The 21,990-nt window shown below is 54.9% G+C and carries 24 protein-coding genes; 18 read left to right on the top strand and 6 right to left on the bottom strand.

Features of this window, described 5'->3' with window-relative positions; translation table 11 throughout:
* Positions 1-19: 19 nt before the first annotated feature.
* The 12 genes from ABJT94_RS14810 (at position 20) to ABJT94_RS14755 (ending at position 11,421) form a co-directional block, all read left to right on the top strand.
* On the top strand, positions 20-1,525 hold the full coding sequence (locus ABJT94_RS14810; RefSeq protein ID WP_348476997.1) for a tripartite tricarboxylate transporter permease: 1,506 nt from the start codon (positions 20-22) through the stop codon (positions 1,523-1,525).
* Positions 1,526-1,528: 3 nt separating this feature from the next.
* Entirely contained in the window at positions 1,529-2,080 is a 552-nt protein-coding gene (locus ABJT94_RS14805; RefSeq protein WP_348476995.1) for a hypothetical protein, read from the top strand.
* Between the two features lie 72 nt (positions 2,081-2,152).
* Positions 2,153-2,758 (top strand): cupin domain-containing protein, encoded by a 606-nt coding sequence (locus tag ABJT94_RS14800; RefSeq protein WP_213676897.1) that lies wholly within the window; start codon positions 2,153-2,155, stop codon positions 2,756-2,758.
* A 49-nt stretch (positions 2,759-2,807) separates the two neighbouring features.
* Entirely contained in the window at positions 2,808-3,365 is a 558-nt protein-coding gene (locus tag ABJT94_RS14795; RefSeq protein ID WP_348476994.1) for a cupin domain-containing protein, read from the top strand.
* A gap of 123 nt (positions 3,366-3,488) precedes the next feature.
* Positions 3,489-4,484, top strand: a complete 996-nt coding sequence (locus ABJT94_RS14790) for an EamA family transporter (protein ID WP_348476992.1) — start codon at positions 3,489-3,491, stop codon at positions 4,482-4,484.
* 132 nt (positions 4,485-4,616) lie between these two features.
* On the top strand, positions 4,617-5,441 hold the full coding sequence (locus tag ABJT94_RS14785; protein ID WP_348476990.1) for an IclR family transcriptional regulator: 825 nt from the start codon (positions 4,617-4,619) through the stop codon (positions 5,439-5,441).
* Between the two features lie 87 nt (positions 5,442-5,528).
* Positions 5,529-6,482: a pca operon transcription factor PcaQ gene (gene pcaQ / locus ABJT94_RS14780; RefSeq protein ID WP_348476989.1), complete on the top strand. Its 954-nt coding sequence runs from the start codon at positions 5,529-5,531 to the stop codon at positions 6,480-6,482.
* A 390-nt stretch (positions 6,483-6,872) separates the two neighbouring features.
* Positions 6,873-7,832, top strand: a complete 960-nt coding sequence (locus ABJT94_RS14775) for a tripartite tricarboxylate transporter substrate binding protein (protein ID WP_348476988.1) — start codon at positions 6,873-6,875, stop codon at positions 7,830-7,832.
* Positions 7,833-7,850: 18 nt separating this feature from the next.
* A complete protein-coding gene (locus ABJT94_RS14770; protein WP_348476987.1) occupies positions 7,851-9,350 on the top strand; it encodes a tripartite tricarboxylate transporter permease in 1,500 nt (499 codons plus the stop codon).
* The gene (locus tag ABJT94_RS14765) at positions 9,337-9,801 is read left to right on the top strand and encodes a tripartite tricarboxylate transporter TctB family protein (RefSeq protein ID WP_348476986.1); all 465 of its coding nucleotides are present in this window, start codon (positions 9,337-9,339) and stop codon (positions 9,799-9,801) included. The genes ABJT94_RS14770 and ABJT94_RS14765 overlap by 14 nt, the downstream gene beginning before the upstream one ends.
* 36 nt (positions 9,802-9,837) lie before the next feature.
* Positions 9,838-10,830: a PhnD/SsuA/transferrin family substrate-binding protein gene (locus ABJT94_RS14760; RefSeq protein WP_348476985.1), complete on the top strand. Its 993-nt coding sequence runs from the start codon at positions 9,838-9,840 to the stop codon at positions 10,828-10,830.
* Positions 10,831-10,944: 114 nt separating this feature from the next.
* On the top strand, positions 10,945-11,421 hold the full coding sequence (locus ABJT94_RS14755; RefSeq protein WP_348476983.1) for a MarR family winged helix-turn-helix transcriptional regulator: 477 nt from the start codon (positions 10,945-10,947) through the stop codon (positions 11,419-11,421).
* Here the strand turns inward: ABJT94_RS14755 and ABJT94_RS14750 are convergent.
* Both ABJT94_RS14750 and ABJT94_RS14745 read right to left on the bottom strand, forming a co-directional pair.
* Positions 11,405-13,042 (bottom strand): alpha-glucosidase, encoded by a 1,638-nt coding sequence (locus ABJT94_RS14750; protein WP_348476981.1) that lies wholly within the window; start codon positions 13,040-13,042, stop codon positions 11,405-11,407. The two genes, ABJT94_RS14755 and ABJT94_RS14750, sit on opposite strands and share 17 nt — an antisense overlap.
* 161 nt (positions 13,043-13,203) lie before the next feature.
* Positions 13,204-13,347, bottom strand: a complete 144-nt coding sequence (locus ABJT94_RS14745) for a hypothetical protein (protein ID WP_348476980.1) — start codon at positions 13,345-13,347, stop codon at positions 13,204-13,206.
* 183 nt (positions 13,348-13,530) lie between these two features.
* Here ABJT94_RS14745 and ABJT94_RS14740 point away from each other — a divergent pair, with 183 nt between their 5' ends.
* The gene (locus ABJT94_RS14740; protein WP_348476979.1) at positions 13,531-13,968 is read left to right on the top strand and encodes an Rrf2 family transcriptional regulator; all 438 of its coding nucleotides are present in this window, start codon (positions 13,531-13,533) and stop codon (positions 13,966-13,968) included.
* Between the two features lie 173 nt (positions 13,969-14,141).
* Here ABJT94_RS14740 and ABJT94_RS14735 read toward each other — a convergent pair whose 3' ends face one another.
* Complete coding sequence (locus ABJT94_RS14735) at positions 14,142-14,363, bottom strand: hypothetical protein (protein ID WP_348476978.1); 222 nt, start codon at positions 14,361-14,363, stop codon at positions 14,142-14,144.
* 143 nt (positions 14,364-14,506) lie between these two features.
* A complete protein-coding gene (locus ABJT94_RS14730; protein ID WP_348476977.1) occupies positions 14,507-15,688 on the bottom strand; it encodes an NnrS family protein in 1,182 nt (393 codons plus the stop codon).
* Positions 15,689-15,776: 88 nt separating this feature from the next.
* Between ABJT94_RS14730 and ABJT94_RS14725 the strand changes: the two genes are divergently transcribed.
* The 3 genes from ABJT94_RS14725 (at position 15,777) to ABJT94_RS14715 (ending at position 18,219) form a co-directional block, all read left to right on the top strand.
* Entirely contained in the window at positions 15,777-16,157 is a 381-nt protein-coding gene (locus tag ABJT94_RS14725) for a SirB2 family protein (protein ID WP_348476975.1), read from the top strand.
* A gap of 64 nt (positions 16,158-16,221) precedes the next feature.
* Positions 16,222-17,313 (top strand): NAD(P)/FAD-dependent oxidoreductase, encoded by a 1,092-nt coding sequence (locus ABJT94_RS14720; protein ID WP_348476973.1) that lies wholly within the window; start codon positions 16,222-16,224, stop codon positions 17,311-17,313.
* A gap of 135 nt (positions 17,314-17,448) precedes the next feature.
* On the top strand, positions 17,449-18,219 hold the full coding sequence (locus ABJT94_RS14715) for a sulfite exporter TauE/SafE family protein (protein WP_348476971.1): 771 nt from the start codon (positions 17,449-17,451) through the stop codon (positions 18,217-18,219).
* A 9-nt stretch (positions 18,220-18,228) separates the two neighbouring features.
* Here the strand turns inward: ABJT94_RS14715 and ABJT94_RS14710 are convergent, their stop codons facing one another.
* A complete protein-coding gene (locus ABJT94_RS14710; protein WP_348476970.1) occupies positions 18,229-18,954 on the bottom strand; it encodes a tellurite resistance TerB family protein in 726 nt (241 codons plus the stop codon).
* Positions 18,955-19,208: 254 nt separating this feature from the next.
* On the opposite strand from ABJT94_RS14710, the gene ABJT94_RS14705 reads away from it, so the two are divergent.
* Complete coding sequence (locus tag ABJT94_RS14705) at positions 19,209-20,537, top strand: DEAD/DEAH box helicase (RefSeq protein WP_348476969.1); 1,329 nt, start codon at positions 19,209-19,211, stop codon at positions 20,535-20,537.
* A gap of 57 nt (positions 20,538-20,594) precedes the next feature.
* Here ABJT94_RS14705 and ABJT94_RS14700 read toward each other — a convergent pair whose 3' ends face one another.
* On the bottom strand, positions 20,595-20,807 hold the full coding sequence (locus tag ABJT94_RS14700; protein ID WP_213676914.1) for a DUF1127 domain-containing protein: 213 nt from the start codon (positions 20,805-20,807) through the stop codon (positions 20,595-20,597).
* Between the two features lie 124 nt (positions 20,808-20,931).
* Between ABJT94_RS14700 and ABJT94_RS14695 the strand changes: the two genes are divergently transcribed.
* Positions 20,932-21,861: a LysR substrate-binding domain-containing protein gene (locus ABJT94_RS14695; protein WP_348476967.1), complete on the top strand. Its 930-nt coding sequence runs from the start codon at positions 20,932-20,934 to the stop codon at positions 21,859-21,861.
* Positions 21,862-21,990 lie beyond the last annotated feature (129 nt).

Genomic DNA, 21,990 nt, shown 5'->3' with positions numbered 1-21,990 from the left:
CACCTGTTCAGGAGTCAGTATGGGCATACTTGAAGGCTTTGTAAGCGGCCTGTTTCAAGCGTTTAGTTTCGATGTTTTTCCCTATTTATTGGTTGGTTCACTCTTTGGTTTGATTGTGGGTGTGATCCCGGGACTGAGCGGTCATTTTGCCATGGCCATGGCCATCCCCTTCCTGTACACGATGGAGCCGAACGCGGGTGTAGCCTTTATCCTTGGCGCACATGCGACGGTTGCACAGGGGGGTGGGATAACCGCCATTCTATTCAGTACGCCCGGTACCGGACAAAATGCGGCGACCATGCTTGACGGCCCACCCATGCGGCGACAGGGACTGGGTGGTCAGGCAGTGGGTGCCGCCTTACTGGCCTGCTTTATGGGGGCAACCTTTGGCGCGGTTGCGCTGGCCATACTGTTACCAGTTTTACAGGAAGCTTCTCTGCTGTTCGGTCCACCGGAAATTGTGATTCTCTCCTTTCTGGCACTGACCTTCGTGGCCGTTTTGGGTAAAGAAGACATGGCAAGAAGCCTTGTTGCTGCATTGTTAGGCCTGATGTTGGCGATGGTCGGATTGGACAATGTCACTAACCAGGCGCGTTTTACCTTTGATTCGTTTGCGCTGATCGATGGCTTGCCTCTGGTCCCCGTGATCCTGGGACTCTTTGCTGTATCTGAAATGTTCGATCTGTTCATTCGTGGCGGCAGCTTGTCAGACTCCAGTGACGGTAAGGCCATGAGCATGCGCGAAACCCAGCGCCAGATATTCAGCGGCATGAAAATCACATTGCAAAAATGGTGGTTGGTCATGCGGTGCAGTTCCATTGGCACTCTAATGGGTCTGGTGCCAGGGCTTGGCAGTGCACCTGCGGCCTTTGTTGCCTATGGTCATGCCAAGCAAACCTCGAAAGACAAAGCAAGCTTTGGCAAGGGTAATATAGAAGGGGTAATTGGGGCAGAGGCAGCGAACGATGCCGTGGAAGGCGGGGCACTGGCTTCCACCATCGCTTTTGGCATTCCTGGTAGTTCGTCTATGGCCATTCTACTCGGAGGCTTATTTATTCTGGGAATGGAGACTGGCCCGAGGATGATGATCTCTCATCTGGATATTGTCTTTGTCATGATCTTCACCATTGTCATTGGTAATTTGATCGGCACCATTTTTGGCATGTTTCTGGTGAACCCACTAACCCGCGCCACGTTTTTGCGGTCATCCATTCTTGTACCTGTTTTGATCTGCATTGTCTTTACCGGTGCCTATGTGGTTCACAACGCCTGGTTTGAAATGGTGATTGCACTGGTATTCGGTATTCTTGGGTACGTGATGAAAGAACTCAGTTATTCGCGTGCGGCCATGCTGATTGGTCTGGTGCTTGGGTATGCCATCGAGAAAAACCTGTACCTCGCTTTGCAATTGGATGGCCCGCGGTTCTACCTCGACCCGATACCATTGACGCTGGTTGTGATAACACTTGTGTTCCTGGGTTGGAATATCTGGACATTCATTCGCGACCGGAAAAAGGAGGCTTGAGTTATGTCCAATGAACCTAAAAGCCCGGGACAAGAAGACCGGGAGGATAGCACCTTGGTGACTAAGGAAGTTCGTGTCGCAGAAGTGGTGTTCATCCTGTTTTTACTGATCGTCACCATTGCTGCGATTCTGGAGTCACTGACTTACAGCTTGACCGCTGCCCGCACGCCTCTGGTCATTCTGACGCCTTTGTTGTTGCTGATCATGGGCATCAGCATACGGGAAGTCAGAGCGATGAAGCGGGAGTCGGCCAGTATAACGGCGACGGTAAAGCGGGCATTGACAGGTCAGTATCCGACACTCAACAAGTTTTTCGTCTTCAGTCTCTGGCTGATATTTCTGATCATTATGGTGATCGTACTGGGGCAGTACGTAGCTATTGCCCTGTTTACCTGGCTGTTGATGCGTCCGGTTGGCAAAGAATCAAACTCTCTGTCGATCAAGGTGGCGCTAGGCCTTCCACTGGCAATTTATGGGCTCTTTGACCTGGTCCTCAACCTGGAGATGTTCCCGGGTATCCTGTACCAGTTGTGGGCCGGTTATGACGTCTTTTAGATCACAATACGCAGTACGGAGTAGGGTCGGCAAGGCCAGCCCTCTGAGTTGATTAACACGAGGTAGCAAACGATGGCATGGACAGAATCACAGTACTGGTTGGCTGGTGATGTTACTCATGACCTGTACCAGGATTTACTCGACGATGCAGCGACAGCCCCTGAGCGGGACAAGTTGCGCAAAAAAGTCGTTCGACCCGAAGAAATGCCCTGGGAAATGTCGAAGCAAGGTCTGCTTAAGCATTTGTTGCATGACAAAATGAATACCCGGATGGAGTCGGTCGACGCTTATATGCAGATCATTCCACCTGGCAGCCACTCTGGCAAGCACCGTCATCTCGCTGAGGAGTGTTTGTATGTGCTTGAAGGTAAGGGCTATGACCTGCATCAGGATTGTGATGTGGAAATTACTGACACTTATCATTGGAAGGCGCAAGACAGAGTGCAAAAATTTGAGTGGGAAGCCGGTGACATTATATATATTCCACCTAACACGATTCACCAGCATTTCAATGCTGACCCGGACCGGCCTGTCCGCTTGATTTCAGCGATAAACCGGATCTATAAGAAGTTCGGCTTAAACGATGTCGAGCAGCTCGAGAATGCCCCGGAATATGACCCGTCAGTCACCTTGAACGCCAAGGTCATACACGCATACATCACCGGAAATTCCAAATAATAGTCGCTCCGCTCCGACAAGCGGGGTTGGCACACAGGAGTCTAATGAGATGGGTACAGAATCGCACTATCATAGCAAGAAGGACCGGGTTTTTGTTCGAGCCATTGCAGGTCCCTATAACCTGAACGATGAACTGCAGCGTTTGCGCGACATGCCGCGAGTGCGTAAGGGCAAAGAGATTAAGTTTCAGGATGGCCCCCAGGCGTATAGTCGACATTATGTGGAACCCAAAGATGGCATCACACAGACTTTTCACTTGCATCTGGAAGAATATGCTCCGGGTGGCAAGTCGCAAAAGCACGGCCATGTGAACGAAGCGGCGTTTTACATACTGGATGGCAAGGGCTATGAAATTCATGATGGCATTCGTTACGACTGGCAAGCAGGTGACATCGCCATTGTGCACAACAACTGCGTGCACCAGCACTTCAACGCGGACCCTGAGCGGCCGGCTCGGGCGCTGGTGATCAAGACCAAGCCCATGTATATGTTCATGAATATGCTCTTTCAACAGCAGGTGGAGCCCAGGCCTTCAGAACCCGCTCCCGGTGCAGAGGGTTTTGTAGAACGAGAAGCCGAAGATGACCATAACCACGGTGACTATTAGCCATTCAATTCAATAGCCTGACCGTATTAATTTCGCCGGAGCATTCATACTCCGGGTCATCTTCCGCCGTTGTATTCGACAGGGCGGCGGTTTCTGTTGTCTCCATAAACCGGAGTGATTTCTATGTTGGGTGGTTTTCTCGCGTTGCTGTCAGCGATAACCTTTGGGTTTAATAATGCCAGTGTTCGTCGTGGTGTACTGAGTGGGTCCGTTCTGCAGGCGCTGGCCATTACGGTTCCCGTTGGTGTGCCTTTCTTCCTGGTAATGATACTGGTAACCGGGAATATCGGGGCGGTTACTGGTTTAACCACCGAAGCCTTTCTATGGTTGGCGGCAGCTGGGGTATTGCACTTCGTGATCGGTCGTTACTGCAATTATCGCTCGACCAAAGCGATCGGCGGCAATCTGTCAGGCCCCTGGAAGCAATCGAATCTGATATTGGCGCTCGTTCTGGCCATCGTGTTTTTGGGCGAGGTGCTAACACCACTCAAAGTTGCAGGCATCGTTCTTATTCTAATGGGCGCTTATTTCACGTCAAAAGCTACCTTCAAAAAGCCGAAACCGGCTAAGGAGGGGGAACCAAAACCGAAACACCCGGAGTTTGAACCCAGTTACCGGGAGGGCTACAGCTTTGCCTTGTTGTCAGCTGTTGCATACGGTTCTAGCCCGATCCTGGTGCGTATGGGGCTGGAATCACAGGGCCCCGGTACCAGCTTCTGGGGAGGGCTTATTTCGTACTCGTCAGCAGCGCTGGTCATTGGCCTGATTCTGTTGCTTCCCGGACGCTGGAAGCATGTTCGTGAGGTGGGACAATCATCTGTTCGCTGGTTTTCACTGGCGGCCATACTGGTTGGTTTCTCGCAAATGTTCAGATACATGGCGCTGGCCATTGCACCGGTGTCGGTGGTCACCCCGATCCAGTCTACCTCGGTGGTATTCCGGGTAATATTCGGTTGGTTAATCAACCGTGATACGGAAGTCTTTGGGGCCTGGGTGGTTCTGGGCGTTCTGGTAACCATGCTTGGTGTGTTGGGCTTGTCGGTATCGACAGAGATAGTAACCGCTAACTTACAGCTTCCGGACGGTATCATGCGGCTGGTCGAGTTTAGCTGGCCCTGAGTCAGGCGGTTGCCTGGTTCGGGCGTCGTCTGGTTATTTTTCGCTCATATCGGTATAGTTCAGACCCAAAATACGTTTACAGGCCCGGCCGGGGCTCTGGCGGGACTGACTGATGAAGAATACAAGGACAGCATGAGCGAATTACGACGCATCAATCAAGCGACTGAAAAAGCGGAAAGCAAGGTCGATGACAAAAAGAGCCGTGGGTTGTCCTCACTGGCCAATGCCATTGCGCTGCTGAAAACCTTCAGTGAAAAAGACGTTGAGCTGGGGATAAGCGAACTGTCCAAGCGGTTGGGGCTAGCCAAGAGCACGGTGCACCGGATGGCGACCACACTGGTGATTGGCGGCCTGCTGGAAAAGAACCCGGCCAACGACAAGTATCGCCTGGGGCTGACCCTGTTCAGTCTGGGCGGTCTGGTGCGCCGGCGTCTGGATGTGCCCAGTGTTGCCAGACCAATCCTGCAGGAACTGAAGAGCGAATTGAATGAAACCGTTTTGCTCGGCGTGCTGGATGGTCCGGAGGTGGTGTATCTGTTCCACTTTGAGAGCACCCATGCCATTCGCATGCAGTCGGATATTGGTGTTCGAAAGGGCTCCCTCTGTACCGGTGAAGGCCAGGTGATGCTGGCTTTCAAGAGCGATGTCGAGATGGATAAGGCGCTGTCGGGTCCAATCGAACGGAGAACGAATTTCACCATCACCGACCCGGAGCAGCTGCGCAAGAAATTGCTCAAGATCCGCGCTCAGGGATATTGTGTTGAAGATCAGGAAAGCGAAGTTGGTATGAGGTGCATAGCGGCCCCCATTTTCAATATGAACGGTGAGGTAGTCGCTGGCATGGGGCTGGCGGGCCCGATTCACCGGATGGACGACGATACCATCATGCGCTACGTGCCCCATGTTCAGGATACCGCCCGCGCGGTCTCTCAGAGACTGGGCTATCGTCCCTTCTGATCGTGCCCCGGGCGGTTCTGTAATTGCGGGCTTACCCGAGCCCGTATCTGCTATGCTTGCCGCTGCCAAGGTGAGTAATTACACACTATGTCTACCTTACACACACCCAAAAGCCCGATCATCGACAACCGGATCAAATTCCGGCATTTGCAATGCTTCATTGAGGTGGTTCGACAGGGTGGGGTGGTCCGGGCTGCCGACTATCTGTCGCTTACTCAGCCTGCCGTTTCAAAGAAATTGCGCGAGCTTGAGGAGATGCTTGGCGTTGAGCTGCTTAATCGCCAGCGCAAGGGTGTCGAACTGACCCGCTTCGGTGAGGTGTTTTTACGCTATGCCCTGAACAGTACCGATGCCTTGCGTGAGGGTATTGACCGGGTCAGTGCTTCCAGCAGAGCAGAGCATTCGCCGGTTGTTATTGGCGTATTGCCAACGGTCGCGACCACCGTCATGCCCAAAGCGTTGCGTGCCTTTAAAGCCATGATGCCTTACGCCGATATCACCTTGCTAAATAGTAGCAACAAAATGTTGCTCGATGCATTGCGCATGTCGGAACTGGATCTGGTGGTAGGACGGTTGTCTACACCTGCGCAGATGCAGGGTCTGGTGTTCGAGCAACTGTATCAGGAACGCGTCGCCATCGTAGTGCGGCCAGGGCATCCGGTACTCAAAGAGTCACTGATATCGCTGGAAGTGCTTTCCGATTACCCAATACTGATGCCACCTCCGGACTCCGTGATTCGCAGCCTCGTTGATCAGTTCATGATACTGAACGGTATTCGACCCAACGCGAATCGCATCGAAACCATCTCTCATGCATTTGGCCGTTCTTATGTGCGTGATACTGATACTGTCTGGCTCATCTCGCATGGGGCTGTTGATGCTGATATCAACGAAGGGCGACTCGCCGAACTTCCCTATGACTTCTCATCCACTCTGGGACCCGTAGGCATCGCAACCCGTGTTGACAGCCATCCAAGCGAGGCTCAACGCCTCCTGATGGACCAGGTACGCCTGGTTATACAGAGCATGCACACACCCTGATATATCGAAAACGTTTCGTTCTGAGTCATTTTCCCTACCAGCGTTTTGTGCCGCCGAGCTATGGTCAGGTCAGAGAACGTGCGTTCCTTGATGCATGTCAATATTTGCAGCGGTGAACAGAGCGTTCCATCAGCGCTGTCGCTCGAAAAATAGTTCTTCCTGCGAGCTTGGTCCTATATAGGGTATTGTCATAAGCAGGTAGGTAAATCTAATATATCGATTTAGATATATAAAAACGTCTAAATTTCATTTTCCAAGCGACAACTAGGAGCGTAGCTTTTGCTCATGGTCGAACGACGTTCCTCATGAAGGACCGACTGGCCTGGCGGATCTCGCTTTGGTCCGGTAATTGACGCAAAACCTGACAACAACAAATAAAGGTAGTGGTCTATGAAAATTAAAACAGCCTTGCTGTCGGCAGTTGCCGGCATTGCACTCATGTCGGGTGCTCAGGCCGATGTTGATCCGTCTGACACCGTATCCATTGTTGTTCCTTATGGCCCTGGTGGTGGTTTCGATCGCGCAGTCAGGGGCTTCGCTCCCTACTTCAGTGAAGCTCTGGGTGGCGCTAACGTTATTACCGAGAATATTCCGGGTGCGGGTGGCCAGCGCGGTTCCACTGAAGTGAGTCGGTCTGAACCGGATGGCCTGACACTGGGTATTTTTAACCTGCCGGGCTTTGCGTTGCCGGCCATTCTCGGTGAGGAAGTTGGCTACGATTTGCGGGAACTCAGCTGGATTGGCCGTCTGGAGTCGGACGACTATGTGCTGATTGTTGCTGCTGACTCGGACATTCAAACGCTCGATGATCTGATTGCGGTGGATGACCTGATCATTACGTCGACCGGTTACGGCTCTACCGTGCTCGCAGCGCTGCAGATCACGGCCAGTGAACTGGGTCTGGCCGAGAAAGACCCCATCTATTTGTCTGGTTATGGTGGTACAACCGATGCAATCGTGGGATTGATCCGGGGTGATGGCCAGGTCAGTATGGCGCCTGTGTCGTCCGTAACCCCTTATCTGGAATCCGGTGACGTTCGTGCACTGGCCATGTCCGGTAACCAGAGCCTGTTTGAAGGCGTTCCGACATTTGCCGAAGCAGGATACCCGGGTTTAACGCCATTGAACTTGCAGCGCTCCATCGCCGGTCCTCCGGGAATCGATGACGCAACCCTCGCGCAGTTACGCTCCGCGTTCATGGACGTGGTGCAGAATGAAGAGTATCTGGAATACGCCAGGAGCATTGGTATGAACATGTCTCCGATGAACGGTGCTGATACCGCGGCCGACATTTCCAGCAGCTTTGAGTTCTACGAGCGTTTCACTACCAGTCTGCAAAACCCTAACTGATCAGCGGAACCAATACCCATGCTCGACTCTTTTGTGACGGCGACGCTGTATCTCGCCGACGGTGTCACCCTAATGTATTTGATGCTGGGGGTCCTGGTGGGCCTTTTGTTCGGCATTATCCCCGGTTTGGGTGGTGCGACAGCCATAGCGCTGTTGCTACCTCTGACCTTTGGTATGGAGCCTGAACAAGCCATCACATTGATGGGTGGTATTATGGGGTCGAGCGCCATTGGTGGTTCTGTTACGGCCATTCTGTTAAATGCACCTGGCACTGCGCCCAATGCCGCGACCTGTTTTGACGGCTACCCTCTGACCCGACAGGGAAAGGCCGGGCTGGCCATCGGGGCAGCGGCAACCGCATCCTCTCTGGGTGGTATTGTCGGGGTGGTTGTCTTGGTTGCGATACTGCCCATGGCCAAGTCGCTTGTGTTGTTATTCGGCCCTCCGGCTTTTTTTATGCTGGCTGTTCTAGGTCTGGTTTCACTGACCATTTCCAATAACAATATGTTGCGTGGCCTGATCGCCGCCGCCTTGGGGCTGTTTATCGGCTTCGTTGGTTACGACGACATGGGCGGTACTTTGCGGTTTACCGCAGGCATCGATTACCTGTGGGATGGCATTAAACTGGTCCCCGCTCTGATCGGACTCTTTGCGATTGCCGAGATGATCCGGTTAATGGTCGAGGGTGGAGCCATCTCCAAAGTTGATCGCAATGAGTTGGGCGAGGTGAAGGGTGTAGGGGCGGGATTCAAAGCGGTTTTCAAGCATCCCAGAACTGTTCTCAGCGGTTCGTTTATCGGTACTCTGGTAGGTATCGTTCCGGGTGTTGGTGGAACAGTCGCCTCATTTCTGTCTTATTCATTTACGGTGCAATCGAGCCGTGACAGCTCGCAGTTTGGCAAGGGTGATATCCGCGGCGTTATAGCCCCGGAAGCCGCAAACAATGCCAAAGACGGGGGCTCCCTGATTCCTACTCTGGCATTTGGCATACCCGGTAGCGCTGAAATGGCGTTGTTTCTGGGTGTGCTGGTTTTGCACGGCATGCAGCCTGGCCCATTGCTTCTGATTGAGCGTGAATGGAGCTTACTGGTATTGATCATTGCCTTGTTGCTGGCAACAATAGCTTCGGCCTGTGTGATTGCTGTGGCGACGAAGTACCTGATCAAAATCACCTTTATTGACTCGTCTATATTGATCCCGACTGTATTGAGTGTCGCTCTGGTAGGGGCTTATGCCCTGGAGGGTTCCCTGGGTGATGTGATCATGGCCGCTGTGTTTGGTGTCATCGGTTATGTCATGATCCGGCTGGATTATCCACGAATTACCCTGGTCATTGCCATTGTTCTGGGCGGGATGATGGAACGCAACTTTATCCAGTCGATGCTGATGTTCCGCAGCGACTGGACCGGATTTTTTCGAGACACGACAAGTCTGGTAATTTTTATGATTATTGTCATGGCACTGGCATTACCTGTTTTAGGGCGGATTCGCAGGAGGGTACGCAATGCCAACGCTTAATTCACTGGCCCGTCCGACGGTATTGATTTCTTGTTTCATGCTGATGCTGGCCATCACCCTACTTTACTTGTCGCAGGGGTTTGGCCGATCCAGTGGCATGTTTCCTCGATTTATCGGCTGGGTCTTTGTTGTATTGACAGCGGCCGACGTCGTCGTTCAGTTGGTTGCCTGGTACCAGCGTAAGTTGCCCGCATCCACCGAAACAGCGATTACCTTCAAGCAATTGAAGTCGATGGGTTGGTTGCTGGGGCTGGTCGTTGCACTGTCTATCTTTGGTTTCCTGATAACCATCCCCGCCTATATTTTTACGTTTCTGACCTGGCGTGCCGGGCACGACAAACGTCGTTCTGCCCTCATAGCAATTGGCGCTCTGGCCTTTGTGTGGGTCATTTTTGTCTGGTTACTGGACTATGAACTGTATGCAGGTCTGTTACTGAACAACCTTAGCTGAGCGTTTGGCAGGTGGGATAACTGAGGAATCGGATCTATGAGCAAACTGTCACTATCAATCGCCATCGGTAATTACGACCGGATGAGACCTCTGGTCGATGGCAACGTTCAGATAGACGGCTTGGACCCTGTGTTTATGCTGCATGATCCGGAAGAAATCTTTTTCCGTGCGTTTCGCCATGCAGACTTTGACATTACTGAATTGTCGATGAGTAGTTACACAGTGAAAACGGCGAACAATGATTGCCCTTATATAGCGGTGCCTGTGTTTCCTTCCCGTGCGTTCCGCCATACGTCGATCTACGTGCGCACTGACCGGGGTATTGAGACCCCGGCCGACCTGAAAGGAAAGCGAGTTGGGGTGCCTGAATATCAACTCACCGCTAACGTCTGGGTTCGAATGATTCTGGAAGAGGACTATGGTGTTAAACCCAACGACATTACCTGGGTTCGGGGCGGCTATGAAGAGCCCGGCCGGGTAGAGAAAATCAATCTCAAGCTGACAGGGGGCACTCAGGTCGTCAATGTGCCTGACGGTGAAACCATTAGCCACATGCTGGCGATGGGTGAGCTCGATGCGGTTATCGGACCCCGTGCACCGTCTTGTTTTACTGAGGGCAACCCGAATGTTGGTTATTTGTTTGCCGACCCGATGGCCGAAGCGAAAGCATGGTATCAGCGCACCGGGCTGTTTCCGATCATGCACACCCTGGGCATTCGAAAAACGCTGGTGGCACAGCACCCCTGGCTACCTTTCTCTGTATTCAAGGCGTTTGAGAAATCGAAACAGGTGGCCTTGCAGCATCTGACCGACACCTCGGCGACGAAAGTGACACTGCCTTTCGTGGAAGATCAGTTGCGATCAGCCAGGCTATTGATGGGTCAGGACTTCTGGTCTTACGGCTTCGAGCAAAACCGCGAAACGCTGGCCCGCTTTCTGGCACAGCATCACAAAGAGGGATTGTCGAGTCGTCTGGTGTCACCTGAAGAGCTGTTTCATCCAGCTAGCATGGAAAGTTTTAAAATATAGCCAGGTTAGTCTTACTCTGATCTGGATGAGTCTTGCAGAGGTTCAGTCTGGTGACTGGACCTGAATGGTTCCCTGTGCAACCATTCTGCCAGGCTCTACCCGGAAAGACACCCCATGACACATTATGCCAGCGACGCCCAGTTCGATCTGGACCAATTCCTGCCTTACCGCCTCAACCGCCTGGCGGATCAGATCAGCGAGCAACTGGCGCATCTGTATGAGTCGTCGTATTCACTGACCATTGCGCAGTGGCGGGTGCTGGCCTGGCTGAACCAGTGTGAGGTGCTCACTGCCAAGCAGATTCGGGATGCAACCCGCATGGATAAAGCCAGGGTTTCGCGCGCCGTGCAGGTTCTCGTGGATAGGCAACTGATCAGTCGCAGCCCGGACCAGCAGGATCAGCGCGCCCACCACCTGCGGCTAACCGAAGCCGGGTGCGCTCTGCTCAATCAGTTATTGCCCGAAGCTCAGGCCTGGGAGGCCTCGTTGCTTTCTGCCTTGTCCGGCGCTGAACGCGGTGCTTTATTGAAAGCGATGGCCAAGCTGGAAGACGCGCTCGGCCAGTCCGCCGTCGTTAACCCAGCGACATAATAAAAGCATCGTAAGGGGCCAGTTCGACCCTTTGGCTCAGCCCGGTTCTTGATGTGCCGCTGCAAACGAGAACCTGCGCTGAATCGGACCGCAGGTTGTCCGACAGTGGCACGGTCAAGTGTTCGGATGAAAGGTTACCCACCACCAATAATGTTTCAGAATCGGTCTTGCGCAGGTAGGCGAATACCTGAGGGTGGTCTGCCAGCAACAGTTTAAACTGGCCGTCTATCAGGGTGGGGTTGGTTTTACGCAACTGAATCAACCGCTGATAGTGATAGAAGATGGAGTTCTGATCTTCCAGGCTGGCCTCAACGTTGATCTCGGGGTAATTCGGGTTCACTTTCAGCCAGGGCTTGGCAGAGCTGAAGCCGGCATTGTCGCTGGCATCCCACTGCATGGGTGTGCGGGCGTTGTCGCGGCTGTTTTTGTGAATAGCGGCCATCAGCGCATCGGGCGCATCACCCTGTTCCAGCCGTTCCGCAAAGAGGTTGCGGGTTTCGATGTCCTGGTAATCCTCAATCACCTTGAACGCCACGTTGGTCATGCCTATCTCTTCACCCTGGTAGACATAGGGCGTGCCTTGCATGCCATGCAGTACGGTGGCCAGCGCCTTGGCAGAGGCCTCCCGATACTCGCCATCATCGCCGTATTTGGAGACTGCTCGGGGCAGGTCGTGGTTGTTCCAGAACAGGGAGTTCCAGCCCTGGCCCTCGAGTTCGGTCTGCCATTTGGCGAACACGTGTTTGAGCGCAACCAGATCAAACTCCCGCGGGCGCCATTTGCCATGCACCGGGTCGAAGGTCAGTTCGATGTGCTCAAACTGGAACACCATCGATAATTCTTCGCGTTCCGGAGCCGAATACAACTGGGCGGTTTCGGGGGTGACACTCCAGGTTTCGCCCACGGTTAGGGCATCCCGGCCTTTTAGCGTGGCCTGGTGCATGGCCTTTAAGTGGCTGTGCAGGGTGGGGCCGTTAGCGAGCACGTTGTTGTCGACGTCCTTGCCAATAAGGTCGATAACATCCATGCGAAAGCCGGCGATGCCGCGGTCGAGCCAGCGGTTCATCATTGCGTGCACGGCGTCCGGAACGGCCGGGTTGTCCCAGTTCAGGTCCGGTTGTTTGGTTGAGAACTGGTGAAAATAATAATCGTTGGTGGCCGGATTGAAGGTCCAGGCCGGGCCGCCGAAGTAGCTGCGAATGTCGTTCGGCAGCGAGCCGTCCGACTGTGCGTCGCGCCAGATGTAGTAATCGCGGTAGGGGCTGTCTTTGGATTGACGAGCCGACTCGAACCAGAGGTGCTCGTCCGAGCTGTGGTTGACCACCAGATCCATAATGATCTTGATATCGCGCACCCGGGCCTCGGCTATCAGCCGTTCCATATCGGCCAGGGTGCCGAATTCGGGTGCTATGTCATCGTAGTCGGAAATATCATAGCCGTTGTCGTCCATCGGTGATTTGAACACCGGTGACAGCCAGATCACGTCGATACCAAGCAGAGCAAGGTAATCCAGTTTGCTGATGATGCCATTCAGATCCCCCATGCCATCGCCGTTGCTGTCCATAAAGCTGCGCGGGTATATCTGATAGACCACAGACGTTTTCCACCAGGGGTGTGCCATTGCCAGGCTCCTGTTCACAGTTTTGAAATGTGAACTCAGCCTAGCCGTTTAACCGCCACAGGTGTAATGGTATTGCGGTCGTCAGGGTTGATTTACGAGTGGTTTGAGTGGGGGGCGAGCAGGCCACGCAGGGTAGGCGTGACCTGTCAGGTGCGGGGGTGTCAGTGATCGTGTTTGTGATGATCCCGCTCAATGGCGCCGCCAACGGTGTTGGCTGGCTTGTGGAGGTCGGAAGGTTTGTTACCGACTTTGGCGGCCTTGGGCTTTTTCTTTTCCTTGTGGCCTTTGTTCTTTTCTTTACTCATGACGATGGCTCCGTTTTTAGTTAACGGGAGAGCCTTTTGGGAGCGTTCTCCAGCCACAGTTATAGCTTAACTGCGGTGGCTGTCAATCGAGCCGGAAACATTATTTTCTCTACGGCCTCTAAAGCGTTATTTGTCATTCATGTTATATTTGAACGCATAAGCAACCTGGCCAGGAAACCTGTCATGCACATCACCCGTTATTCCGATTATGCCCTGCGCGTGCTGATCTACCTCTCTTCCGACCCGGAACGCCTGACGACGATTCAGGCCATTGCCGACAGTTACAGCATTTCCAAAAGCCACCTGATGAAGGTGGTGAACCAGTTGAATCAGCTGGGGTATGTCAGTGCGGTGCGGGGCAAAAACGGGGGGCTGCGGCTGGGGCAGGACCCGGCGAACATCAACATTGGAGTGTTGTTTCGTGAGACTGAAACCGACATGAACCTGGTCGAGTGTTTTTCTGCAGCCAACGAATGTTCCATAGCGCCGGTCTGCAATTTGAAAAACATACTGAACGAGGCACGCACGGCGTTTCTGACAACGCTTGATCAATACACCCTGGCCGACCTGATTCAACCCAGGAACCAGGTCGACCTGACCCGGATACTGCGCATTGTCTAGCAGGCTGTTGAAATTCAAAGGATTTCAGCCGCCTGCTACCGGAACATGGACGTTCCGGCAAAATTGATGACTGTTAAGTCATTGATTTTGCGAGAGAAGCAAAAATCGCGATTTTTGGTTTTCGTGTTTTGAAAAAGGCAGGAAGCCTTTTTCAACAACCTGCTAACTGAACATTAGTGCGCCTCCAGCCCCAGGCTTTTCAGCGAGTGCAGCCGCAGTACATAGGAAAGCTTGAGTACCGCAGGAAAGACCAGCATCAGCACGTGTGACAGTATTTGCACCCCCAGGCTCTGATTAAAATCCCAGACGTAGGCATTCAGGGTGGCAACCAGGAACCCCAGAGCAGCCAGTAGCATAAGGGTGTGGGCCAGTTCCAGTCTTTGATGAGCGTCCATAATAGTCTCCTGTATGTGGAGGAGCCTTACGCGGCTCGGTTCTTATAAAGATTCAAAATAAATGAATCTTTATAAGAGTCATTATGTATATATCTTTATGGGTGTCAAGACACGAATTGGTTCGCGGTTCTCCGGCCGGGTCGTTATGGCCGGGGCGCGTCGGTACGGGGCGTGATCAGAATCGTCGTATAGCAGGCGATAAAGACACCAAAGGCGAGTATCCAGGCCAGGGCAGAAAAGTTAACGGCCCAGCGATAGTCGAGCCATTGTGCCGATGCCGCCAGGCGCAGCAAGGTCGCCAGAGTGATTAGCCAATAACTCCAGATGGCATGCCGGGGCAGTTTCAGCGGCCGGCCAGTGTGACCCAGTGCGACCCGGGTCATCACACCGAGAATCAGTGTGGCCATGGCACCGAGCCCCAGGCTGTGTTGCCAGAAGTGAGTGGCACTCAGCAGCGACAGATCACTCAAGCCACGGAATACAAGCGATAGACCCAGCCAGGCGTAAGCCAGATGCAGCACCCAGAGCAGGGGTTCGCGCCAGGTGTGTACGCCTTGCCAGAGCGCCAGGCGTAACCCATTGGTTAACCCGGCAAACACGGCCAGTGGCCCGGTGACACTGCTGCTGACGGGCAGCAGATCCAGCGGAATTAACAGCGCGATGCTCAGCAGCGCTGCCCGGTCGAGCCAGGCCGGGCGACGAACCAGGCTGTTTTTGCCGTTTAGGCGCAGCCAGTTCCCGGTAAAGGCCGGTACGATGCGCCCGGCAATAACGGCCATTAACAGGGTGACCAGGCTAAGGCCCAGTTGCTCACCGCTGTTCAGCCAATGGCTTGAGCCCGTGATAAAACCCAGGTGCATCAGACCATTGCCCGCCAGTAACACGGTCAGCACGCCAACCAGCATCAGGTTTCGGTGGTTCTTGTGGCTAACCAGTACCACTGCCACATAGACCGCCAATGTCGCCAGAAACGAGAGGTCTACCAGGGCGACCAGCCAGGCTGGCCAAATGCTTGCGGTCAGGAACATCAGTCGGCCAGCCACCCATAGCAGCAACAAGGCCAGCAACTTTCCACCCGCCAGCGGCCGTGCGCCGGTCCAGTTGGTCATGGCGGTCAGCAGAAAACCGGCAATGGCGGCTGGTACCCAGCCAAAGAGCATTTCATGGCTGTGCCAGTGCAGCGGTGACCAGGTTAAGGGTATCGGCCAGCCGCCAAACAGGTAGGCGACCCACGCCAGTATGGCGACGATGGCGTACAGGGCGTTGGCCAGAAAAAAGGGTCGGAACGCATAGCTGAGCCAGACGGCGGGTAATGGGCTGGGCATAATGATTTCCTTTAAAGAATCATGTAGAATACATCTTATTGTGGCTGGGGTACACTGCCATTAGAGCAACCGACTAACAGAGGGCGGCATGGCCTACGGATTCATTCGCGACTTTCACGTCACCTTTGTCGTGATCAGCGGTCTATTCTTTGTTGTAAGGGCTGTCGCTTCGGTACTGGGCGCTGGTTGGTTGCAGCAACGTTGGGCGCGAACCCTGCCTCACCTTGTTGACACCCTGTTACTCACACTGGGCGTCTGGATGCTGGTCCGGCTTGGCCTCTGGCCAACAGAACTGCCCTGGTTGACGGCCAAGCTGATCGCTCTGGTGCTATACATCCTGCTGGGCGCCTGGGCGATAAAGCGCGCCAGAACGCCGCGGGGCAGGGCCGCGTACGCGGTGCTGGCGCTGCTAGTGTTTGGCTATATGGTGTTGGTCGCGCTCACCAAGTCGGTTATACCCTGGGCCTGATGTGCCGGTCGGGGCTGAATCGGTTAAACTTCAGATATTCATTGTTGTAGATTGTTGAAACCCCATGGATGTCATTGTTATTGGCGCCGGTGTCGTCGGCCTGGCCATAGCCCGCCGCTTTGCGATTGCTGGCCAGTCGGTCATGGTGCTGGAACAGCACCCCACGCCGGGTCAGGAAACCAGTTCGCGCAATTCTGAAGTGCTGCATGCTGGCATTTACTATCGCCCGGGGTCGCTCAAGGCCCGGTTGTGTGTGCAGGGGCGCGAGCAACTGGTCGCCTATTGCCAGGAACGCCAGGTCCCGCACCGCCTGTTGGGCAAGCTGATTCTGGCGACTGACGAACCGGGTGAAGCAACGCTAGTCAAACTTCAGTCGACAGCGGCGGCCAACGGCGTGTCGCTGGAAGACCTGTCGCAGCCGCAAGTGGCCAGTATGGAACCCGAGGTAGCCTGTCGCCGGGCACTCTGGTCGCCGAACACCGGCATTATCGATTCTCATGCACTGATGCTGGCGTTTCAGGCGGACATAGAAGCCCATGAGGGCGATGTGGTTTGCCATCACCAGGTTGAGCGAGTGATGAAGCAGGGCGATCACTGGCAAGTATCGGTGGTCGACAGCGACGGTGAGCGCTCGCAAATAGAGGCATCCAGGGTCATCAATGCAGCGGGCCTGGGTGCTTTGACTATTGCGCGCTCGGTAGCGCCGGCGTTGCCGGACGTGCCAACCGCCGCCTACGCCAAAGGCTGTTACTTCGGCTACAGCGGCCAGTTGCCAGTGTCGCACCTGCTTTACCCAACGCCTGAGCCGGGCGGACTCGGTATTCATCTGACGCTCGATCTGAACGGCCAGCCCCGCTTCGGTCCCGACGTCACCTTTCTCGACAGCGATGAGCCGGACTATGAAGTCGACCCGGCCCGCGCGGCTGACTTTGCCCGCGCCGTTCAAACCTATTTGCCGGGTATTGATCCGGGAAAACTGGTGCCGTCTTATGCGGGTGTGCGTCCCAAAGTTCGAATAGCTGGAACCCTGGCGGATGATTTTGTGCTGAGCACATCGCCCACTCACCCGGGCCTGATGAATCTGTTCGGTATCGAATCCCCCGGACTGACGGCATCGATGGCACTGGCCGATGACGTCTTTGAACAAATGCGATAAACAAGGCCGTACTGGCCAATGCTTGCAGGCAACGCATTGGGTAGGTGAAACGCACTGTATTGCTCGCGTTGCTGGCAATCCATCGTTCAGTCGTTAATCTTGACGTTCCTCTTCCAATCACAGAGCCAATACTGAATGACCTTTGAAACCCTGTTGTCGCTGTTGCCCTGGCTGGCGCTGATTTTTATGGCGTCGGGCATGGTGAAGGGGATTTCGGGTTTCGGCATGCCCTTTATTGCCATACCGGCATCGACCATTCTGTTTAATGTGCCCATTACCCAGGCCATGGGCTGGGTGCTGGCTTCCGGGTTTGCCACCAACATTGTGCAGCTGGCGCAGACGCGCAAACAGTGGCGGGTGTTGGGTCAGATCTGGTTATTGGTGGGTGTGTTGTTGACGACCATGGCGATGACAGTGCAGCTGCTGTCGGCACTGAACACCCATGTGCTGTCGATGGTGCTCGGCGGGGTGATGATCATTTCCATCGCGGCGCAGTTGTCGAAACCCCTGAAAGTCTCGCCTGAGAGAAAGACAATGCTGTACGTCATCAGCGGTTTTTTCAGTGGTCTGTTTGGCGGGCTGACGTCTTTTTTCGGGTTTCCTTCGCTGCAGGTTTTGATCGCCGCAGGTTTGCAGAAAACCGAGTTCATATTCGCCGCGAGCTTTGTGTTGTTTACCGGCACCATCGTGCTCGCGGTTGGCCTGGGCAGCCAGGGTCTGGTTACCCGGTATGACGGCCTGATGTCGGTGCTGCTGTTTGTGCCCGCCGTGCTCGGCATGCTCATAGGCCAGCGCCTGCGGGACCGGATGTCGCCACAGGTGTTTGCCCGAGTGGTGTTAATGGTGCTGCTGGCCACAGGGGCCAGCATGTTGATACGGGGTGTGGTGGGCTGGCTGTCGGCGTGACGCCGACCGTCACGCCATGCCGGTGACCTGGTTGTCCAGCTCCTGAACGAGTGCCGGGTCCAGTTTTAACTGCCGCGCCAGCTCGCCGAGATACGCCTTTTCCATGTAGTTCTGGTCATCAATTACCAGCAGGCTTGCCAAGTACATCTCTGCGCCCATTTCCGGTGTTGTGGCCGCCCGGGCTACGTCGGCGGGGTCGAGTGGCTTTTGCAATTCCTGGTTGAGCCACCGGGTCATCTCGGCATCGTCACTCAGTTTCTCGAACTCACCATCGATCAGGGCGCGCTCCTTGTCGTCGATGTGACCGTCGGCCTTGGCGGCCCCTATCACGGCTCGCAGAATGGCATTGCTGTGCTGTTCCGCCTGGGCATCGGGCAGACGATCGACGGTTTGCGGTTCACCCTGCGGGGCACTGGCCTGGTTTTGCTGATAGTTGCTGTAGGCCTTGTAAGCCACCGCGCCCAGTGCCGCCAGGCCGCCATACATGGCCAGGTTGCCCGCCACTTTACCACCGGTTTTGCGCAGCTTCTTGTTGCCAAGTAGTAACCCGAGCGCGCCACCGGCAAGCAGGCCACCGCCAGCCCCTGAAAGCAGGCCGCCAGCGTTGCCCCCAAGCAGGCCTGACAACTGGGAAGCCTTGTCAGTCGCCACATTTTTAGCCTGGCTGACAGAGGGGTTTTGCATCAGATTGCCACCGGATTGAAGCAACTGGTCGATCAAGCCACGTGTATTCATTGTGCATCCTCTGGGTTGCTGTTCTTTGGCACAGCGCTCGCTGTGGTATTACTCGCCCACAATCTATCAATAAAACGATAGCCTACCGATAAACCGATAGCGGGTAATCGATCTGACGGAACTTTTACCTGACAGTCAGTGTCGCTGTAGGCACGTTTGGGGGGAGTCGTTTGCGGGTGCGGGTCTGCTATACTCGCTGCCAATCCGTGGCGCTTGTATCGCCCAGCCTGTCCGATCAATAAGGTAACCATTCAGTGTTTGATGAATTAGACATCGTCCCACCGCTTTCCGCTGCGTTAACCAAGCACGGCATTCTCGAAGCCACCGACGTACAGGAAGCGGTGATACCGCGCATTCTGGACGGCAAGGACCTGATGGTCAGCGCCCAGACCGGCAGCGGTAAAACCGTGGCGTTTGTCTTGCCCATGGTGTCTATGTTCAATCGTCGCTCGTCGCCCAATACCGGCATTCGGGCGCTGATACTGGCACCGACCCGTGAGCTGGCCCGTCAGATCCAGCAAGTGTGTCGCCAGCTCGGCAGTGCCATCAACGTGACCAGCCTGAGCATCACCGGCGGCGCGTCGTTTCAGGAACAGGCTGCGGAACTGCGCAAGACGCCCGACATTCTGATCGCCACGCCGGGCCGGTTGAAGGAGCACCTGGAGCGGCGCAGCCTGGAACTGTCTGACATCGAATTCCTGGTGTTCGATGAAGCCGACCGCATGCTCGACATGGGCTTCCGGGATGATGTCATCGCCATTACCGAACATTGCTCTCCGACGCGCCAGACGCTGCTGTTTTCAGCCACGCTGGAGCATGGCGGTGTTTTAGCTATGGCCAAAAAGCTGCTGCACCAGCCGGAGACCATTTCGCTGCATGCCTCGCGCTCGGTGCCCGATAACATTCGCCAGCAATACATGCTGGCGCATGACGATCGCTTCAAAGAGAAGTTGATCTTTGCCCTGTTGGATGAAAACCCCAACCAGCAGGTCATTATTTTCACCAACACCATCGTCAAAGCTGAACGGCTGCATTCGCTACTGCTCAGTGGTACCCGCCGCTGCGGCATTCTGCACGGCAACCTGACTCAGGAAGAACGCAACGCCGTGGTCAGTGGCATGCGTAGCGGCAAATACAAAGTGCTGGTCACCACCGATGTCGCCGCTCGTGGGCTCGACTTGCCCAGTGTAGAACTGGTGGTGAATTTCGATCTGGCGCGCAAGGGCGATGAATACCTGCATCGAGTCGGCCGCACCGGCCGGGCTGGCCAGCCGGGCAGAGCCGTCAGCCTGATTGGCCCGAACGAATGGGACCTGATGGCCCGCATCCACAAATACCTGGGTGCCGGTTTTGGTAAAACCACCATGCCGGGTCTCACCAGTACCTACCAGGGGCCAGCCAAGGTACGAGCCTCTGGCAAAGCTTATGGCAAGAAGAAACCGAAAAAGCCAAAGGGCAAAGACAAAGCCAAGGCCAAAAAGCCTGCCAAATCCGGCCCACGCCCAAGCCGGCCCAGTGGCCCGACCGAAGACCGCGATGGCGGCTACAAGCCGATGAAACGCAAAAAGCCCGCGGCTGAGTAAGACGCGGGCTTTTTGAAAGCCCCGCTGACGGCGGGGCTGATGAAGGTTGGGTGCTGCTTAACGCCAGATCGGCTTGATGATTTCACGCACGACCTGATCGCGGGTCAACCCCAGGTCACGCAGGCGGTAATCCGGCAGGCTGGCCAGATCCTGACGCGTCTTGTAGCGCATAATGGTGCGCTTGAACTGCGCCAGCAAACGCTGTGCGAATGGAGCCGGTGAGCTGATTTCACAGCAGGCCAAAGGGGTGTTGAGCGTATATTGAGTCATGATTCGCCTCCTGTTCAGGCAGTGGGATGATGAGTGCATTGTCGGGCAGTTTCAGATAAGCCACAATTGATATAAATTGCATTTCAAGTAAGCTGAGGTTAACTGAAACACCCGGTGCTTCCTCATGTCCGACTCCCAACTGGCCCGTTTGCCCCCGTTAAATACCCTGCGATGCTTTGCCCTGGCCGCTGAACACCTCAGTTTCAAGCTTGCTGCGGAAGATCTGTTCGTCACCCAGGCCGCTGTGAGCCACCAAATTCGGACGTTGGAAGAACACCTGGGCGTTAAACTGTTCGAACGCCTGAACCGGGAAGTCCGGCTGACGCCCGAAGGCCACGCCTTGTTGCCTTATGTTCAGGAGGCGTTTGCCAGCCTGAACACCGGTGTCTCCCGCTTACGCGCCGACCCAAACCCGGACCGGTTGAAAGTCTCGGTCATTCCTTCTTTTGCGTCCGCCTGGCTGGCGCCTCGTCTGGGCAGCTTTCGCCAGCGACAACCCGAATACCGGGTGGTGCTGAACCCGACTCACAAGGTCGATACCTTCGATGGTGAAACCGATGTTGCGTTGCGTTTTGGCAGTGGCCGTTACCCGGGCCTGGTGTCTGAATGGCTGATGCACGACACTTTAATGGCCGTCTGCGTACCGGACATGGTGCCGCCTGAAGGCGCCACACTGGACTGGTTGCGCACGGTCGACCTGGTGGAAGATCTGGATTACGAACCAGAACCCTGGGGCCGCTGGGTACGACAACAGGGGTATCTCTGGGAGGGGTTTAACGTGGCCATGACCATTGAAGATTCGCGCATGCTGATCGACATCACCCTGGCCGGCGGCTTCGTCGGCCTGGCTCGCAAGTCGCTGGTGCAAAGCCACATCATTAGCGGCCGGCTGATCAAGGTTTTCCCTTTCGAGCTCCCCATGGCCTTTTCCTATTACCTGGTCGCCCCGGAACGCTACCTGAAGCGCCCCAAAGTCGCCGCCTTCCGCAAATGGCTGATCCACGAAATGCAAACCACCTTCCTACCAGAAATGTGGGACTTCCATGGGACTTGAGGGTTGGTAGCCAGTGGGTCGGGCCTGGCAGTCGGGTATACCCGACCGCTGTCCCTTGTCTTCGGTGCCACACTGACACTCTCTTTATTCTGCTGATTGCCATTCACCGCACTTTTCCTTAAATACCAA

This window comes from Saccharospirillum sp., assembly GCF_039982735.1.
In the GTDB taxonomy this organism is placed as follows: Bacteria; Pseudomonadota; Gammaproteobacteria; order Pseudomonadales; family Natronospirillaceae; genus Saccharospirillum.
Note: the sequence above shows the minus strand (reverse complement) of the source record. Positions and strands in the feature narration are given on the sequence as shown.

What these genes read in the sequence shown, in the direction of transcription:
- ABJT94_RS14695 (WP_348476967.1), top strand. Translation starts at nt 20,932, where the DNA reads ATGTCCGACTCCCAACTGGCCCGTTTGCCCCCGTTAAATACCCTGCGA.
- ABJT94_RS14745 (WP_348476980.1), bottom strand. Translation starts at nt 13,347, where the DNA reads ATGAGTAAAGAAAAGAACAAAGGCCACAAGGAAAAGAAAAAGCCCAAG.
- ABJT94_RS14710 (WP_348476970.1), bottom strand. Translation starts at nt 18,954, where the DNA reads ATGAATACACGTGGCTTGATCGACCAGTTGCTTCAATCCGGTGGCAAT.
- ABJT94_RS14810 (WP_348476997.1), top strand. Translation starts at nt 20, where the DNA reads ATGGGCATACTTGAAGGCTTTGTAAGCGGCCTGTTTCAAGCGTTTAGT.
- ABJT94_RS14750 (WP_348476981.1), bottom strand. Translation starts at nt 13,042, where the DNA reads ATGGCACACCCCTGGTGGAAAACGTCTGTGGTCTATCAGATATACCCG.
- ABJT94_RS14720 (WP_348476973.1), top strand. Translation starts at nt 16,222, where the DNA reads ATGGATGTCATTGTTATTGGCGCCGGTGTCGTCGGCCTGGCCATAGCC.
- ABJT94_RS14790 (WP_348476992.1), top strand. Translation starts at nt 3,489, where the DNA reads ATGTTGGGTGGTTTTCTCGCGTTGCTGTCAGCGATAACCTTTGGGTTT.
- ABJT94_RS14775 (WP_348476988.1), top strand. Translation starts at nt 6,873, where the DNA reads ATGAAAATTAAAACAGCCTTGCTGTCGGCAGTTGCCGGCATTGCACTC.
- ABJT94_RS14730 (WP_348476977.1), bottom strand. Translation starts at nt 15,688, where the DNA reads ATGCCCAGCCCATTACCCGCCGTCTGGCTCAGCTATGCGTTCCGACCC.
- ABJT94_RS14725 (WP_348476975.1), top strand. Translation starts at nt 15,777, where the DNA reads ATGGCCTACGGATTCATTCGCGACTTTCACGTCACCTTTGTCGTGATC.
- ABJT94_RS14700 (WP_213676914.1), bottom strand. Translation starts at nt 20,807, where the DNA reads ATGACTCAATATACGCTCAACACCCCTTTGGCCTGCTGTGAAATCAGC.
- pcaQ (WP_348476989.1), top strand. Translation starts at nt 5,529, where the DNA reads ATGTCTACCTTACACACACCCAAAAGCCCGATCATCGACAACCGGATC.
- ABJT94_RS14715 (WP_348476971.1), top strand. Translation starts at nt 17,449, where the DNA reads ATGACCTTTGAAACCCTGTTGTCGCTGTTGCCCTGGCTGGCGCTGATT.
- ABJT94_RS14800 (WP_213676897.1), top strand. Translation starts at nt 2,153, where the DNA reads ATGGCATGGACAGAATCACAGTACTGGTTGGCTGGTGATGTTACTCAT.
- ABJT94_RS14765 (WP_348476986.1), top strand. Translation starts at nt 9,337, where the DNA reads ATGCCAACGCTTAATTCACTGGCCCGTCCGACGGTATTGATTTCTTGT.
- ABJT94_RS14805 (WP_348476995.1), top strand. Translation starts at nt 1,529, where the DNA reads ATGTCCAATGAACCTAAAAGCCCGGGACAAGAAGACCGGGAGGATAGC.
- ABJT94_RS14785 (WP_348476990.1), top strand. Translation starts at nt 4,617, where the DNA reads ATGAGCGAATTACGACGCATCAATCAAGCGACTGAAAAAGCGGAAAGC.
- ABJT94_RS14795 (WP_348476994.1), top strand. Translation starts at nt 2,808, where the DNA reads ATGGGTACAGAATCGCACTATCATAGCAAGAAGGACCGGGTTTTTGTT.
- ABJT94_RS14735 (WP_348476978.1), bottom strand. Translation starts at nt 14,363, where the DNA reads ATGGACGCTCATCAAAGACTGGAACTGGCCCACACCCTTATGCTACTG.
- ABJT94_RS14770 (WP_348476987.1), top strand. Translation starts at nt 7,851, where the DNA reads ATGCTCGACTCTTTTGTGACGGCGACGCTGTATCTCGCCGACGGTGTC.
- ABJT94_RS14740 (WP_348476979.1), top strand. Translation starts at nt 13,531, where the DNA reads ATGCACATCACCCGTTATTCCGATTATGCCCTGCGCGTGCTGATCTAC.
- ABJT94_RS14755 (WP_348476983.1), top strand. Translation starts at nt 10,945, where the DNA reads ATGACACATTATGCCAGCGACGCCCAGTTCGATCTGGACCAATTCCTG.
- ABJT94_RS14760 (WP_348476985.1), top strand. Translation starts at nt 9,838, where the DNA reads ATGAGCAAACTGTCACTATCAATCGCCATCGGTAATTACGACCGGATG.